The sequence below is a fragment of the Sinorhizobium alkalisoli genome, from assembly GCF_008932245.1.
GTDB lineage: Bacteria > Pseudomonadota > Alphaproteobacteria > Rhizobiales > Rhizobiaceae > Sinorhizobium > Sinorhizobium alkalisoli.
In genome coordinates, this window is record NZ_CP034910.1 from 298,762 (window position 1) to 313,882 (window position 15,121).

Below are 15,121 nucleotides of genomic sequence, written 5' to 3' on the forward strand. Positions count from 1 at the left end.
CTCCTCAGCGGGACTTTTCGCGCAGCGACACGGCGACTGCGGCAAGGATGATCAGACCGCGAACGATCATCTGGTCGGAAACGGAAAGGCCCATCAGAATGAGGCCGTTGTTGAGCATGCCCATCATCAGCGAGCCGACGAGCGCACCGATGATCGAGCCCTTCCCCCCATTGAGCAACGTGCCGCCGACGATGACGGCCGCGATGACCGTCATCAGGTCGGTCTCGCCGAGCGTGTATTTCGCGGCTTGAAGACGACCGGCATAAAGCAGGCCGGCCAGCCCGGCGAGCGCACCGGAAAGCATCAGCACGGCAAGCCGCATCTTCGGCACGGAGATGCCGGAAACACTGGCCGCCCGCGCATTGTCGCCGATGGCCAGAACATGCGCGCCAAAGCGGGTTTCCCGGTAGAGGATATGCCCGAAGGCGACCGCGATGGCCGTCCACCAGATGAGCGACGGAATGCCGAGCAGCGCCCCAGAACCGAAGAAGCCGGTGAAGAACTCGTTGGTGACGGGAATGCTGCGCAGGTCCGTCATCGAGCGCGACACCCCGGCAAAAAGGCCCATCGTCGCGAGCGTGACAAGGAAGGACGGCAGCCGCACATAGGCGACGAGCACGCCATTGACGAGGCCGATCAGCAAGCCGCAGCCGAGCCCCGCGACAATGCCGGGGACGAGGCCGTAGCCCTGCATGGTCACGGCGGCGGCAAGGGCGGCCACGGACACGGTCGTACCGATGGAAAGGTCGATCTCGCCCGCCGACATGACAAAGACGAGGCCGATGGCCATGATCGTCGCCGGTGCCGTCTGGAGCACGATGTTCGAGAGATTGCGGACCGTCAGGAACCCACTGTCCTTCAGCACAACGGCGAAGAACAGGAAGATCGCCAGGAAGCCGAAATAGACGACATATTGCTGCAGGTTGACGCGGTCGGCCAGCCCCGCCGCACGGACCGCGGTACCTTGGTTGGTACTGGACATGATTTACCTCCGTGAATGCGAGCCGACCTGACGTCGTTTACTTCAGGGCATCGGCGATGGATTGCGGGACGTCCTTGTTGAGCGACGTTTTCCAGCCTTCCTTAACCGTGTCCTTGGTGACCGCCAGGGAATCCACGACGAGGAAGGGTGCGGCCTCCTTGCCGAGCATGGCACCGGCCGCCGAGCGGGCCGCCGTAACGCCGATATTGTAGGCCTCGTCGGCAATCAGCGCCGCCACGCTGCCGCCCGTGACCATGTCGAGCGCAGCCGGCTCGTTGAGGTCGAGGGTGACGATCTTGGTGTGGCTGTTGCCTGCCGCGCGCAGGGCGGACAGCACGCTCAGTGCCGGCTCGGCCCAAGTGACATAGATGCCGTCGAGATCGGGATGCTGCGTCACCATCGCTTGGGCGATCTCCTCGCTGCGGGCGGGATCGGCCATGCCCTGTTCGGCGACGACCTTCATCTCCGGATAGTCCTGCTCGATGGTCTTCTTGAAGGCCTGGTCGCGCTGGTTGGTCACGTAGAAATCGGCGTCATGGAAGATGTAGCCGACCTTGCCCTTCTTGCCCAAGGCATCGACCATCGCGACTGCAGCCTTGCTGCCCATCTGGAAGAGGTCGTCGGAAACGATCGTCACATAGTCCTTGCCGTGCACGTAGCCGGCCGGCGAATTGTCGACGAAGGCGAGCTTGACGCCAGCCGCGCGAGCGGGATCGTAAACGGCGGCGGCGCTGGCCGGATCGACCGGAAGCGATACGATGATCGACGGCTTCTTCGCCAGCACCGTCTCGACATCGGCCTTCTGGCGTGCACCGTCGAAGCTGGCATCCGTCTGGGCCACCACCTCTATGCCGAGGCGCTTGAATTCATCTTGAGCGCCGGCGTTCACCGCATTGGTGTATTCGCTCATCTCGTGCCAGACGAGGGCGGCGGTGAACTTGCCGTCCTTGATCTTCTGTTCCTCCTCGGCGGTCAGCGTAACGGCGCTTGCGGCCGTCGGTGCTTCACCGTGGGGCCCTGTCGTAGCACCATCGGCCGCGAAGGCATGCGCGCTCAAAAGGCCGGTCATCAAAGCGAGTGTCGTTGCAAGACGCATGGTTTCCTCCCGGAAAACTGTGGTGATCAGGCGATAGAACTGCGGCGGCCTGGCGCCGCCGCAGCCAGGCGGTCACTTCGCTGCGTCGAGCACCGATTGCGGCGCGTCACGGTTCAGCGAATCTTTCCAGCCTTGGGAGACGTTGTCCTTGGTCACGGTCAGCGCCGGAGCGACGACGAAGGCGGGCGTCTCCTGGCCGAGCAGCGACTTCATGCCCGCAGCCGCCATTGCGCGGCCAAGTTCATAGGCCTTGTCGGCAACGAGCGCGGCCACGTTGCCGCCCTTGACCATGTCGAGGGCCACGGGCTCGGCGAGATCCAGCGTGACGATTTTCGTCTTGGTGTTGCCCGCACCGCGCAGCGCTGCCAGCACGCCGTCCGCCGGTTCAGCCCAGGTGACGTAGATACCATCGAGGTCCGGATTCTTCAGCAGCATCGCATTGGCCAGTTCCTCGGCGCGCGCCGGATCGGAAATGCCCTGTTCCGCGACGATCTTGATGTCTGGATAGTCCTTCTCGATGGTGGACTTGAAGGCCTGATCGCGCTGATTGGTGACGTAGTAGGTGGCGTCGTGGAAGATGTAGCCGACCGTACCCTTGCCGCCGATGGACTTGGCGAGCGCATCGGCAGCCTGCTTGCCCATCTGGTAGAGATCGTCGGTTACGATTGCGGCATAGTCAGCGCCGTGCTTGTAGTCCTTCGGCACGTTCGACAGGAAAACCAGCTTGGCGCCGTCCGTAACCGCCTGACGGAAGGCTTCGGCGGATGTTACCGGGTCGAGCGGCAAGGCAAGGATGACGTTCGGCTTGGCGGCAAGCGCCGTCTCGATGTCGCTGCGCTGGCGTGCGGCATCGAACTGCGCGTCGGTGGTCACGGCAATGTCGATGCCGGCGCGCTTGAACTCATCGGTCGCGCCCTGACCGACTGCATTCGTGAAATCCGACGAGGTGTGCCAGAGCAGCGCGGCCTTATAGCCCTTGTCCTTCAGCGCCGCGACGTCGGCATCGCTGAGCGTGACTTCAGAACTCGGCGTTGCCGCTTCGCCGGCCGGGCCAACGGTCTGGGCGATGGCGCTTACGGCACTCATGACAAGACCGGCCGTCAAGGCTCCGGTCAGCCATTTTGTCATCTGCATAGTGTGCTCCCATCTTTTGGTTCGTGGTTGATGCTTCAGTCAACTGTTCCGCAAAAGCGCGCCATGAAGGCCGCAAAGCCGATGACGCCCGCGAGAAATTCTTCGATCTCAACGTGTTCGCTGTAGGTGTGGCAATTTCGGATATCACCGGGTGCGCAATAGACCGCCGGTATGCCGAGCCGGTTCACGAAGAATGGCGATTCCGACCAGAAGGGCGCCCCTTGAATGGTGCCCCGCCCGGGGAGCGCGCCGCCGATCGCCTGCGCCAGCATCGCGACCTCCGGGCTGCCCGCATCGATCTCCGCCGCCGTCCCGCCGAGCGCATGATCGCGGCCGGCCGGATAGGAGAATTCCACCGTGATTTCCGGATCGTCGATGGCGCCGCGCACGGCGGCCTCGATCTCCGCCGCGGCCTGGTCGAGCGACTCACCTGGCAGGAGCTTGCGGATCAGGGACAGTTCGCACTTGTCAGGAACCGCGATGTAGCCGCCGCTAGTCAGCCCGGTGATCACCAGGAAGGAACGACCGACGAGCGGATGCTCTGCACGGGCAGAAATCTCGTCGGAGTGCGTCCAGAGCGCGCTCATCGCGGCATGGCTGGCGCGTAGGGCATCCTTGCCGAGTTCCGGCGCGCCGAAATAGGCCGAGCGCCCGGTAATGGTGATGTCCGTGATGAAGAAACCGATCTGCGCCGGGTAGATGGCAAGCTGCGTGGGTTCGACATAGACCACGAAATCGGGCCGCTCAACTTCGCCGGCCTCCATGCGCGCCACATAGTCCTTGATACCAGCAGAGACGCCGGTGCCCGGCTGGCCACTCTCCTCGTCGCCGACGAAGGCGAAGGAGACATCCCCGGCAAGCTTGATGCCGGCAGCGTCCAGCAACGCTACGGCGGCAAGCGACGAGGTGATACCGGCCTTCAGGTCCCCTGCCCCACGGCCCCAGACCGCACCGTCGACAATGGCCGCGCCAAAGGGATCCTCGCGCTCCGTACCGACCCAGTTCTCACGCCAGCCATCGACATGCACGACATCCGTATGGCCAATGAAGAGGAGGCGTTTTCCACCGCCAGCACCCTTGCGCTCGCCCCAGACATTCGGGCGCCCGGGAAGGAAGTCCGCCGTCGTCAGGCGGGAGAGCCCGAGCTTGCGCATCGCCTCGGCAAGATAAGCGACGACATTGGCCTCGTTGCCGGTGATGCTGTTGCGCTGGATCGCCCCGCGGAACAGGTCGAGGGCCGCATCACGGTCGAGCGCTGCGCGAAGACGGATGAAAAGGTCGTTTTCTAGCGTCATTCTGCGGCCTCCTGGGGTGGTTCAGTGCCGGTCGGCGGAAGGGAAAGGCTGGCGTTCGGCGTTGCGACACCAAAGAGCGTGTTGTGTAACTGGCTGAGGCCGATGGCCGTCGCCCCGACAAGTGCCGCCCGCGCACCGAGTTCGCCGGAGACGACATCGACCGGATAGGGGAAGCACTGTGGCAGGAAGTGGCGCGCGCGCTCCAGGATCTCCGGTCGCAGGCCGATGGAGCCGCCGAGGATGACGAGCTCCGGGTTTGCGATGGCGCAGATGGCGGCGATGCCGCAGGCGACCTGCCTGGCCGTCTCGTCGATCGCAGCGACGGCTGCGGGGTTTCCCACCGCGGCGCGCTCGAAGATCTGGGGGACATTGATCCTTTCCCCGGTGGCGATCTCGTAACGTTCGATGATGCCGTATGTGGCAACGGCACGCTCATAGGCGCCGACCCGTAGGGATTCCGGGTCAAAGGGATTGGCCCCGATCGGCAGGAAGCCCATTTCGCCCGCTGCATTGGCTGCGCCACGGACGAGGTTTCCACCGAGAATGAGACCGCTGCCGATACCCGTGCCGAGCGCTACGTATGCGAGGTTGTCGATCCCCTGCCCCTGGCCCTGCCAGCTCTCGCCGAGCGCCGCCAGGTTGACGTCATTTTCCAACACCACATCGAACCCGAAGGCGTTTCGGAACGCCTCCAGCACATCCATCGTATCAAAATCGCGAATATTCGGCGCAAGCAGCACGCGCCCGGTGCGATTATCCGGCGCTCCTGGCACGCCTACGACGGCAAGCCGAAGTTTCTCGCGGTGTACCTTCGCCGCCTCTGCAGCCAACAGCGTCATGTCGGCAATCTGGCCGACGAGATAGGCGCCTCCGCGCGGATCGGTCGGGGCCGCATCTTCGGCAACGATTCGCCCGGTAAGATCGGTCACTGCGACACGGACTTTCGTGCCACCGAGATCGACCGCAGCGATGAAGGCGGCATCGACCACCAGCTCATAGGTAACGGCGGTCCGGCCGACATGTCCGCTGGTGCGACCTGTTTCCCGCACCCATCCGTCATCCTCCAGGTCCCGGACGATCTCTGAAACGGTCTGCTTCGACAAACCCGTCAGCTTCGAAATGGAAGCCCGCGAGATTGGCCCCCCTTGGACGATCGACTCCATGACGGAGCGCTGGGAGAACTGCCGGGAAATACGAGGTGCGTCGGTCATGGTCGCCAATTTAATTCGTTCTACGACCGAACTAAATATCAAGTCTCGACATTCGTCAAGCTTTTTGTGCGGATTGCGAAACAACGGCGAACAAGGGCGAGAGAGAAGCACGCGTTGATCTCGTCGCGCCGCTCTAAAGGCCGCCCGGTCCCGAACGGCCGCATGTTCAGGAGCGAACCTCGGATTCGCGGGCTCGATGCACCTCTTACTTGTAGAGTCGAGGAAGGGCGCGGTGGCTTGGGCCGTGTTGGCATCGCCCGGTTTCCCTTCCCCGCTCATCAAACCGGACGTGCGGATTTCCCGCATCCGGCTTTCCGACTGGTTTCATCGCGAGGCCCACGGCGGCGATCCAATGTGCAGGCGTCGAAGACGCAGCACGCCGAAGTCCCCGAAGACACTATCGTCGGAGAATCGTTGCGTGCCGCGTCCCTGCACCTTGTGCCGTTTGCGGAGGAAAGCGCGAACACGGTCATGGGCGTGGTTGTCGACCGCCCGATAGGCCGGCAAACGTGTTCCGTAGCCGAAGTATCCAGACCAGCCGCGCAGAAGTCTGTTCAGCTGGGTACACACCACGGGCCACGGCTCATTGTTACCGGGTACGAGGAGATCACCAATCTTCGTCTTGATCCTCTGCACGCTCTTCTTGGACGGGCTCGCACCCAAGTGCCAGTGGCCGTCCTTCCGGAAAGGGTGCGGCCCGAAACTGTAACCGAGAAAGTCGAAGTGTTCCGTTCGGGCATCCTTCAGCGAGGTTTTCGCCTCGTTGAGCGTCAGCCCAAGTTTCGTTATCACCGTCCGTGTCCACGCCAGCGCCTGACCCGCGTGCCCGCGGCTGAGGATGACGAAGTCATCGGCATAGGAGATGACATGCGCACGGAATGCCTCGCCGCGTCCGGTGAGCCGCCAATGTTTCAGGAACCGGTTCATGTAGATGACCGAGAGCAGCGGGCTTGCGACCCCACCTTGCGGCGTGCCACGCGTGCTGCTCTTGCCACCGCTCATGTGCCGGTTCCCGGCACCGTCCCGCTCTTCGATCGGCGCCTTCAGCCACAGCTTGATCATACGCAGCACGTGCCGGTCGACAATGCGTCGGGCCACCGATTTGAGGAGGTCCGAATGCGGAATAGTGTCGAAGTATTTCGACAAATCAGCGTCTACCACGTCCGTGTAGCCCCGGCAGATAAGCCGGTGCACTTCCTTGATTGCGTCGGTCCCACTGCGTCTGGGCCGATAACCATAGGCACCGTCCTCGAAGTCCGCCTCGAATATCGGTTCCAGCACCAGCTTGGCAGCGGTCTGAACCACCCGATCCCGAATGGTCGGGATGCGAGCGGGCGCTCACCGCCCCCCGGCTTCGGGATCATCACCCGTAGCACCCGCTGTGGCCGGTAGCTCTTCGAGACGAGTTCCTCGCGCAGGCCCGCCAGCCACCCTTCCACGCCCTCCGCCTCGATTTGGGCGAAGCTCACCCCGTCCACGCCCGGCGAACCCGCATTGGCGCGGGCCAACCCATAGGCATGACGCAGTAAGTCCTCTGGTCGCCGCCAAGTTCCAGGAACTCGCGACGATGAGCACAGCCGCGGGGCAGGCGGATCAGCTCTGAACGATGCTCGCCGATCTCAACAACCTGGACGACTGCCGCAGGCTGGAAATGTTGCTGACCGGCGACGCCGACAGCCGCCCCGTTTTTCGCTGAGGATATGCCATGAACCACGATCTCACGCCGCGACCGCTCAACCCGGCTCCACAAGCGCCGCTGATCGCCTGGCCGAACGGCGCCAAGAGCGCCGTTTTCATCGGCTTCGACGTCGACGCGGAGACCGCATGGATCGGCAACAACCCTTCGAACGTCGATCGCATGGTCACCACTTCCCATGGCGGCTACGACGCCCGCGTCGGCGTCGCCAAGATCCTCGAGCTGATGGACGAGCTGGCGCTGAAAGCGACGTTCTTCACGCCGGGTTGTAGATCGAACTTCTGATCCCAGAAGCGGCCGCTCTGCAGAACCGGCAACATCAGCCTTGAAGTCAAGCCGCTGCGAAGGCAGCGAACGGTGAGGCGACTTCCACCTCGTGGTCGCGCAGCCGTTCCAAATTCTCCGTCCGCGACGTATCATTCGGAGGCGCATTGGGCGTGATGCTTAGAATCGCAACCGCCCAAGCGACAACACAGGAGTCGGCCGATGACGAGCACACGAATTTCGCAGAGTGCCTGAAATGGGCACGACTTCTCGCCCCAGAACCACCGGTGTGTTGCTCCTTGATCTTGAGCAGCAGCGCGATTGGTTAGCGGGCAAGATCGACTTGCCGGACGCGGGCGACCGCTCAGAGTCCCTGGAACAGCGCTTCAAATATGTCGCTCGATTTGAGAAGCTACTTAGTCGCCCGCAAGCGGGGGAAGTGCTGGAGATTCTCGGGCTATACGGTCCAAACTGCATTCCCTTGCTGCGCAAGACCGAGCGCTACTACTGGTCGGTTTCCTGTCTGCCGTCGACCTCGGACAAGCCGCTCGTACGCGTCAATGCGAGCTGGATGGAGCTTTTCACGCTCTATGCTCAAGGCGACGATATCCGCGCCAGATTCATCGTGCATCTTTCGGATTTCACTACAGATCGTTCAGCAACGCCAAGCCGGGTGGACGAACCCTTTCTCGAGCAAAGCGTCGCGATGCCAGAGGACGTCAGTTATTTCTTCCCGCGTGATGCGGACATTTTCGGCATCAATGTGCGCGGCTCTGTCTCGATCCGCAAACTCCTCGGGAGCCGCCGCGTGGTGCGCGCCATTCGCACGTTCAACCTGACGCACATGAACCGCGGGCGGAACGCCTATCAGGCGAGCCATTGCTACAGCGTTGCGGATTACATGCAGGCAGATTGAGGGGTTGTTTAACGCACGTCATCCTGGTGAACTCACCGTCGCCAGTGGCGGCCGCATCCCGCGAGGTCGAAAAGACACTGAGGCACACTCGCGCTTGACCAGCTCGGCCGAACGCGAGCACCGACCTCGGCCGGTGTGCGCCTTCAACCTGGCCGTTGATCTCTGCTTAACTGCCGTCCGAAACAGCCATTGTCGATGGGGACATGATCCGACGCCAGTGGCCGGGCGTCATGTTTTCCCACTCATGGAACGCACGATAGAACGAATTGGTGTCCTGGTATCCGAGCAGAAAGGCCACTTCCTCTATGTCAATCGAGGGGTCGGAGAGAAGCTGGGAACCGAGTTCCTGTCTGGCTTCGGTCAGAAGAGCACGGAAGGTCGTGCCTTCCGCGGTAATACGCCGCTGGAGGGTGCGCTCGCTCAGCCCCAGTTTGTGCGCCACGGCTCCAACATCCGGGCGCCCACTGGCCATGGCGCGCTTCAATGCGCCTTTTACCAGCTCACCGAGTGTGGCCTGCGCCTCAATCTCACGCACTGCGTTTGCCAGCGCGGGGGTTAGCATCAGGAGCAGTTCGGGGTTGTGCCCAGGAAATGGTAGGTCGAGGTCCGGCGCATTCAGCACCATGCGATCACGTTTCGCCCCGAAATGGATCGGACAATCGAAGAAAATGCCGTGCTTGTCCGTTCCGGGATTTGGCCGCCGCAGTTCCACCGAGATTGGCCGCAGGTGACGGCCAGTGCCGCGTCGGCCGAGTTCCAGCAAAAGGGCAAAGCTTGCGTCCACCGACAGGGGCGGCTCCGGTTCGGTGCCCGCAGGCCACTCGATCGTCACGGACACCTTGCCGTCGCGCTCCTCGAAACAAAGGCGGTCAGGGCTGCACAGGCGGTTGAAGCGGGCCATCCGCGCCATACCGTCCCGAAAGTCGGCAGCGTAGGACGCCACCAGAAATGCAAGCTTGTGGTTGGCGGTGCTGGTCTCGCTCACCATCCTGATGCTGAAGGCGGGGTCCTCGGAGAGCGCCTCAATGGCATTCCAGATTGCGAAAAACTGCGTCGTGCTGATGACCGCGGAATTGTCAAGATGAAGCGTCGCAGGAAGTCTGGCATGTCGCAGGACCGCTGAAGGCCGCAATCCCAGTTGTTCTAGCGACTGCCAGAATGGCCTCGGCAATTTGCATCGGTCAGAAGGCACTTTGGTCATGGCCATCTCTCTTTACTCCAGCTGGAGATCGCAGGTGGCGGAGATGCCATCGGCCAAATCGCACCGCGGCAATTGCGCTTCTCACATCTCGGGCCTAGCGCCCGGCGTACGGACGGGGCAAGTGCTTACACACTGTCTGGCGTATACGGTAGCGCTCTTGGCGCTTTTCGCAAGTCTATTGGCGCCGTCTGCTAGTGCGCGCACTGTGTTCTATCCTTATCTTCTGCTCCTGTGGTGCCGATGTTGAACCCTGTACCCGGCAACAGCGAAATTTCGACCCGGCAGCCCTGCAACATCGCGAGCAAGGGAGCCGATCCAGATAACAACAGCCATCAATCAGGAGATTTGAACGTGACGCTCACATTTTACACCAATCCCAATTCCCGCGGCCGCATTGTACGCTGGATACTGGAGGAAATCGGCCAGCCCTACGAGACGGTGGTCATCGATTACCAGAAGACCAGCGCATTCGACGCGTGGGGCGGGGCGGCTCTTGAACGACCGGTGTCTGGCGATCCCAATGACGAGCGGGTCCGCTTCTTCACGCAGGTCAATCCCATGGGCAAGGTGCCTGCGATCGTGCATGACGGCCACGCCGTGGCCGAAAGCGGCGCAATCATCGCCTATCTCGCAGAAACCTTTCCGCAAGCCGGTCTGGCGCCTACCCCGGAAGAGCGTGCCGATTATTATCGCTGGATGTTCTTCGCCGCCGGTCCGATCGAACAGGCCATCACCAATCACCGCGCCAATTTCATGCCAGCGCCGGAGCAGGAGTTCTTCTTCGGCTACGGCAGCTATGAGCGGACGCTGGACGAACTGGAACGCGCGGTCCAGGCGCATCCTTTCATCGCAGGCGACCGGTTCACAGCTGCGGACATCTATATCGGCTCGCATATCGGCTGGGGCCTCGGCCTCCAGACCCTACCTCCGCGTCAGACGTTTCTCGACTATGTCGGAAAATTGGTGAACAGGGACGCTTTCAAGCGGGGCGTGGCCAAGGACGAGGAATTGATAGCGCAAGCTGCGGCCCGTGCCGCATAGGCATGTCGCCTTCACGCCCGGGTTCGGAGAATACCGTCTCGAGTATAGCTGCGCCCGGGAGGCAGGCTGAAATATCCGGCAATACCGCGCCGCACGCATGATATGATATATATATATATATATATATATATGAGACCCCGCTTGAGCTGCTCCTCCGGGCAAGCGCATGCGTGCGCCTCAAGGGGCCGACCTTTAAAAACTGCCCAATGGCCGGATTACTCTGGCCGTTGACACGTTGAGGGTTTGAAGCTGCACACGCGAGCGGCGACCCGGAGTCGGAGCATACCGTCAGCCTTTCCCGTGTGGAATGGCCGCTCTCCCTCAAGTTTGCCTGAGTTTCGGGTGCCGTCAGGCGTACGAAAGTCCCCGAGGAATGAACCCGCGGGCCGCAGGTACTGCGTTATGGTCGGGTGGTCTTGGGAACGGCGCTGCGAGTTTTGCGGAGCGTACCAGCTGACAAGAATGTACCGTCAACCGCCGGTTTCCGAGAATGCCGACGATGAGTTTGACTGGTGTTGAAGTCAGTCGAAGCGGTTGGATTGGTGTCCGGCTCACAGTGGAGCGTTCCGCGAAGCGCAAGGGCTTCGGGATGGGGTGCCGTCTTTCCATGCCGGGTCATGGCGAGGCCCCCCCGGTCGAAGCCGCGCAGTGAGGCGGTGCGCGGGGTTGCTGCCAGCGGGCGAAGGTCTCGATGGTGATCATGTGCCCACCGCAGCAAGGGCACGGCGGCCGGGTATCGGAAAGCTCCGGCGCATCGTCCTCAGGCTGCGGAGCGACGCTGAGCAATTCTCGCGCGCGATCGAGGCTGGTCTGGCGAGATGCACCGGCAAGCAGGCCGTAATGGCGAATACGGTGGAAGCCGCGCGGCAGGACATGAAGCAGGAAGCGGCGGATGAACTCTTCGGTGGCGAGGGTCATGACCTGCTGCTGGTCGGGGCCGCTGCGGCGGTGATCCTTGTAGCGGAAAGTGATCCCGTTCTCGTCGAAGCCGATGAGGCGACGGTTTGAGATGGCGACCCTGTGGGTGTAGCGGGACAGGTAGGCGAGCACCGCTTCCGGCCCGGCGAAGGGTGCCTTGGCGTAGACGGCCCAACGCTTTTTGTGCACCGGCGACCGATGCCTCAGGAAGACCCGCCGCTCGGCCAATTGGGCCATCGATCCGAAGAAATCGAGCCGGCCTGTGTCGTGAAGTGCGATCAGCCGGGTCAGGAACAGACGGCGGAACAGCTTGCCCAGCACCCGCACCGGCAGGAGGAAGGCAGGACGTGACGATATCCAGCGCGTTCCGTCTAGCGAGATGCCACCGCCCGGCACGATCATGTGCACGTGGGGATGATGGGTCATTGCCGATCCCCAGGTGTGGAGCACCGCAGTGATGCCGATCTTTGCACCGAGGTGCTTCGGGTCTGCGGCGATCGCGAGCATCGTTTCCGACGCGGCGCGGAACAACAGGTCGTAGACCAGCGCCTTGTTCTGGAAGGCAATGGCGGCAACCTCGGCAGGTAGCGTGAAAACGACATGAAAGTAGCCGACCGGCAAGAGATCAGCCTTCCGCTGGGCGAGCCAGGCGCGCGCGGCGCCACCCTGGCACTTGGGGCAGTGCCGGTTGCGACAGCTGTTGTAGGCGATGCGCCAGTGCCCGCAGTCCTCGCAGGTCTCGACATGTCCACCCAATGCAGCTGTGCGGCAATGTTCGACCGCCGACATCACCTTAAGCTGGGCCAGGCTCAGGTGTCCGGCGTGAGAGACCCGGTAGGCGGGTCCGGCAACGCGGAAGATGTCGGCGACCTCAAGCGAGGCGGACACACCTCACGCATCAGGTGCATTGTCTCCGACAGTGAAGATGCCGAGCTTGTCGAGGGGGCTGATGACGGTGCGCACCGTGCGCGTCGCGACCTTGGTATAGAAGGCGGTGTTCTCCAGCTTGGTATGCCCAAGCAGGACCTGGATCACGCGGATATCGGTACCGTCCTCGAGCAGATGGGTGGCGAAGCTGTGGCGCAGCGTGTGCGGGCCGACCCGCTTCCCGATGTCGGCCGCTCGAGCCGCTTCGACGACAATGCGATGGAGCTGGCGCGTGCTGATCGGCTTTGTGTAATGCTGTCCCGGGAACAGCCAGCCGTCGCGATGCATCACGCCCTGCTGATACCCGACCTTCCACCAGTGCCGTAGCAGGGTGAGCAGGTCTTGAGACAGTATGGCATTGCGATACTGTCCGCCCTTGCCGCGTTCGACCCGGATCAGCATACGCTCGCTATCAATGTCGCGGACCTTGAGCATCGATATCTCCGCCACACGAAGGCCTGCGCCATAGGCGACCGACAGGGCCGCCTGATGCTTGAGGCAGGTGGTCGCGTTGAGCAGTCGGGTTACTTCGTCCCGGCTCAGAACGACAGGGAGCTTGCGCATGCTCTTCACCCGGACCAGCTTGCGCCGGTGCAGGTCTTCGGCAGTGGCCGTGTCAGGAGGGCGCCTGAGATAGGTCGCGAAACGTCCGACATCGCGTGTGTAGTTGCGCTGCGTCTCCATCGAGAAATGGCGCAAGTTCATGTCTTCGATCAGCCGTTGGCGCAGCGGACTGATTGGCGTGGTGGATGTAACTTCGGTCATCGTCTGGTTCCTTCTGGTTGAAAGGAACCAGATGGTCCGATCAGGACCGGCGACGCACAATCAAAACACGAACGTCAAGAAATTGCCGAGACCTTACCACTTGCGCCCTCCCGCGCAGCGGGTTCGTTCAACGGCCCCAAATACGCCCTTTGGGCCCGTCTTGGCGAAACCCGCTTTGTCAGCTGACTGCGCGTTCAGATCGATGGCGGCAAGGCGAACTTCCCACACAATCGAGACGATCGGAAGTCGGCAACATACCGCCCAGTCCTGGATATCGACTCCCCTCGCCTTGAACGGAATCGAACTGGAGACCAGGGATTTCAACAAAGCCTGTCTGAGCCTGCTCTAAGAGCTTCGGGTACTTTCATTTATTTCGTTTATTGCGTCTGCTTCGAATATAAGATAGAAATGGGTTTCAAACGGAGGGTTTTCAAAATGACAGTTCCAGCAGCAGCCCAGGAACTGGGCGGGCGCCTGCCGTCGGCCTCCGAAAAAGCTGCCGCGAACCACCTGCGGAAGATACTGGCGGCTCATGCTACCGGCGACGCAAAATTGCGCGTGCTCGACGATGAGACGCAGCAGCCAACGGAGATTACCCTCACCCCAGCGCTGTCCAGCCTCCTAATAGAGCTGTTGCGTCATATCGGCAAAGGTGACGCGGTGACGCTTGTTCCCGTCAGCAAGATGCTGACGACGCAACAAGCGGCGGATATTCTCAATGTATCGAGGCCGTTCCTGATTTCCCTCCTCGATAAGGGCGAGATCGAGTACTCCCTTGTTGGTCGACATCGAAGGATTCAGGCCGATCAACTGTTCAAATACAAGAAGGAACGCGACGAGAAGCGGAGTAAGGCCCTTGCAGATCTTGCCGAGTTGGACGCGGAGCATCTGTAAGCTTGTTCGCTAATCGCTTCGCCGCCCTCGTCGACGCCTGCACACTCGCAAGTGCACTAAAGCGAAACTTGCTGCTGACTCTTGCGGAAGCGGAATTCTTCCGCCTCCGCTGGTCCGCAATCATTCTTGATGAGAGCCAGAAGGCCATCGAAAAGATCCTGGCCGACAAGGACGTCGCCGACGCCACCGTACGTGCATCGCGCGCAAGAGCAAGCATGGAGGCTGCATTCGAGGAAGCGATGGTCGTTGAATTTGATCAGTTTCTCTCCGCTTGCGAGGGTCTCCCCGACGAAAACGACGCGCATGTAGTTGCAGCTGCTCTGAAGACGCAGGCTGCTGTAATTGTGACCGATAATCTGAGAGACTTCCCCGAGGAATTGCTCCGCCGATTGAACCTTGAAGCGAGGTCGGCCGATGCCTTTATCGCTGATACAATTGCCTTGGATACCGGTAGAGCGGTAGCAGCGATTAGACGCATGAGAGAGCGCTTCAGAAGGCCGGAAAAAACCGCCGAGCTCCTTCTTTTGGATATGGAGGCAAACGGCCTCACGGAAACCGTGGACGTTCTAAGGCCCCACATTCTCTCGCTTTAGGTTCGAAGGAGCCCGCCTACCCTCTCTGGAGCGCCGCAACGCCATAGCCGTGTTCCCGTTGATACATTATGCGATCTTTTTGGCCCAGAACGTGAACATCCTCGAAACAATCCGTGCACGGCGCTCGTGGAGAACGGCTCCATTCAACCGCTGCGGACTTTGGCGCCGGACGCGATCTAGAGCTCGAT

The 15,121-nt window shown here is 61.7% G+C and carries 13 protein-coding genes and 1 pseudogene; 5 read left to right on the top strand and 9 right to left on the bottom strand.

What is annotated here, in order from left to right; genetic code table 11:
- Positions 1 to 4: 4 nt before the first annotated feature.
- The 6 genes from EKH55_RS19000 to EKH55_RS19025 all read right to left on the bottom strand — a co-directional run bounded on the left by EKH55_RS19000 (position 5) and on the right by EKH55_RS19025 (position 7,023).
- Positions 5 to 982 (bottom strand): ABC transporter permease, encoded by a 978-nt coding sequence (locus tag EKH55_RS19000; RefSeq protein WP_151612434.1) that lies wholly within the window; start codon positions 980 to 982, stop codon positions 5 to 7.
- 37 nt (positions 983 to 1,019) lie between these two features.
- A complete protein-coding gene (locus EKH55_RS19005; protein ID WP_151612436.1) occupies positions 1,020 to 2,078 on the bottom strand; it encodes a substrate-binding domain-containing protein in 1,059 nt (352 codons plus the stop codon).
- A 72-nt stretch (positions 2,079 to 2,150) separates the two neighbouring features.
- Complete coding sequence (locus EKH55_RS19010) at positions 2,151 to 3,206, bottom strand: substrate-binding domain-containing protein (protein WP_151613879.1); 1,056 nt, start codon at positions 3,204 to 3,206, stop codon at positions 2,151 to 2,153.
- Between the two features lie 41 nt (positions 3,207 to 3,247).
- A complete protein-coding gene (locus tag EKH55_RS19015; RefSeq protein WP_151612438.1) occupies positions 3,248 to 4,507 on the bottom strand; it encodes a M20 family metallopeptidase in 1,260 nt (419 codons plus the stop codon).
- A complete protein-coding gene (locus EKH55_RS19020; RefSeq protein ID WP_151612439.1) occupies positions 4,504 to 5,718 on the bottom strand; it encodes an ROK family transcriptional regulator in 1,215 nt (404 codons plus the stop codon). The genes EKH55_RS19015 and EKH55_RS19020 overlap by 4 nt, the downstream gene beginning before the upstream one ends.
- A 324-nt stretch (positions 5,719 to 6,042) precedes the next feature.
- The gene (locus EKH55_RS19025) at positions 6,043 to 7,023 is read right to left on the bottom strand and encodes a reverse transcriptase domain-containing protein (protein WP_246231934.1); all 981 of its coding nucleotides are present in this window, start codon (positions 7,021 to 7,023) and stop codon (positions 6,043 to 6,045) included.
- A 400-nt stretch (positions 7,024 to 7,423) separates the two neighbouring features.
- Here EKH55_RS19025 and EKH55_RS19030 point away from each other — a divergent pair.
- Together EKH55_RS19030 and EKH55_RS19035 are read left to right on the top strand one after the other, a co-directional pair.
- Positions 7,424 to 7,681, top strand: a pseudogene (locus tag EKH55_RS19030) (polysaccharide deacetylase family protein); the annotation flags it as partial.
- Between the two features lie 253 nt (positions 7,682 to 7,934).
- A complete protein-coding gene (locus EKH55_RS19035; protein ID WP_151612441.1) occupies positions 7,935 to 8,594 on the top strand; it encodes a hypothetical protein in 660 nt (219 codons plus the stop codon).
- A gap of 166 nt (positions 8,595 to 8,760) precedes the next feature.
- Here the strand turns inward: EKH55_RS19035 and EKH55_RS19040 are convergent, their stop codons facing one another.
- Positions 8,761 to 9,801, bottom strand: coding sequence for an AraC family transcriptional regulator (locus tag EKH55_RS19040; protein ID WP_345790238.1), 1,041 nt, complete (start codon positions 9,799 to 9,801; stop codon positions 8,761 to 8,763).
- Positions 9,802 to 10,140: 339 nt separating this feature from the next.
- Between EKH55_RS19040 and EKH55_RS19045 the strand changes: the two genes are divergently transcribed.
- The gene (locus tag EKH55_RS19045) at positions 10,141 to 10,836 is read left to right on the top strand and encodes a glutathione S-transferase family protein (protein WP_210249921.1); all 696 of its coding nucleotides are present in this window, start codon (positions 10,141 to 10,143) and stop codon (positions 10,834 to 10,836) included.
- A gap of 615 nt (positions 10,837 to 11,451) precedes the next feature.
- Here EKH55_RS19045 and EKH55_RS19050 read toward each other — a convergent pair.
- A complete protein-coding gene (locus tag EKH55_RS19050; RefSeq protein ID WP_151612445.1) occupies positions 11,452 to 12,642 on the bottom strand; it encodes an IS91 family transposase in 1,191 nt (396 codons plus the stop codon).
- Positions 12,643 to 12,645: 3 nt separating this feature from the next.
- Positions 12,646 to 13,446, bottom strand: coding sequence for a tyrosine-type recombinase/integrase (locus tag EKH55_RS19055; RefSeq protein ID WP_151612447.1), 801 nt, complete (start codon positions 13,444 to 13,446; stop codon positions 12,646 to 12,648).
- 435 nt (positions 13,447 to 13,881) lie between these two features.
- Here EKH55_RS19055 and EKH55_RS19060 point away from each other — a divergent pair, with 435 nt between their 5' ends.
- Both EKH55_RS19060 and EKH55_RS19065 read left to right on the top strand, forming a co-directional pair.
- Entirely contained in the window at positions 13,882 to 14,340 is a 459-nt protein-coding gene (locus EKH55_RS19060; RefSeq protein WP_069461393.1) for a helix-turn-helix domain-containing protein, read from the top strand.
- A 2-nt stretch (positions 14,341 to 14,342) separates the two neighbouring features.
- On the top strand, positions 14,343 to 14,933 hold the full coding sequence (locus EKH55_RS19065) for a PIN domain-containing protein (protein WP_151612449.1): 591 nt from the start codon (positions 14,343 to 14,345) through the stop codon (positions 14,931 to 14,933).
- The last annotated feature ends 188 nt before the right edge of the window (positions 14,934 to 15,121 follow it).

Bases quoted from the DNA above. Each gene is read 5' to 3' on its own strand.
- EKH55_RS19000 (WP_151612434.1), bottom strand. From the start codon at position 982: ATGTCCAGTACCAACCAAGGTACCGCGGTCCGTGCGGCGGGGCTGGCC.
- EKH55_RS19005 (WP_151612436.1), bottom strand. From the start codon at position 2,078: ATGCGTCTTGCAACGACACTCGCTTTGATGACCGGCCTTTTGAGCGCG.
- EKH55_RS19010 (WP_151613879.1), bottom strand. From the start codon at position 3,206: ATGACAAAATGGCTGACCGGAGCCTTGACGGCCGGTCTTGTCATGAGT.
- EKH55_RS19015 (WP_151612438.1), bottom strand. From the start codon at position 4,507: ATGACGCTAGAAAACGACCTTTTCATCCGTCTTCGCGCAGCGCTCGAC.
- EKH55_RS19020 (WP_151612439.1), bottom strand. From the start codon at position 5,718: ATGACCGACGCACCTCGTATTTCCCGGCAGTTCTCCCAGCGCTCCGTC.
- EKH55_RS19035 (WP_151612441.1), top strand. From the start codon at position 7,935: ATGGGCACGACTTCTCGCCCCAGAACCACCGGTGTGTTGCTCCTTGAT.
- EKH55_RS19040 (WP_345790238.1), bottom strand. From the start codon at position 9,801: ATGGCCATGACCAAAGTGCCTTCTGACCGATGCAAATTGCCGAGGCCA.
- EKH55_RS19055 (WP_151612447.1), bottom strand. From the start codon at position 13,446: ATGACCGAAGTTACATCCACCACGCCAATCAGTCCGCTGCGCCAACGG.
- EKH55_RS19060 (WP_069461393.1), top strand. From the start codon at position 13,882: ATGACAGTTCCAGCAGCAGCCCAGGAACTGGGCGGGCGCCTGCCGTCG.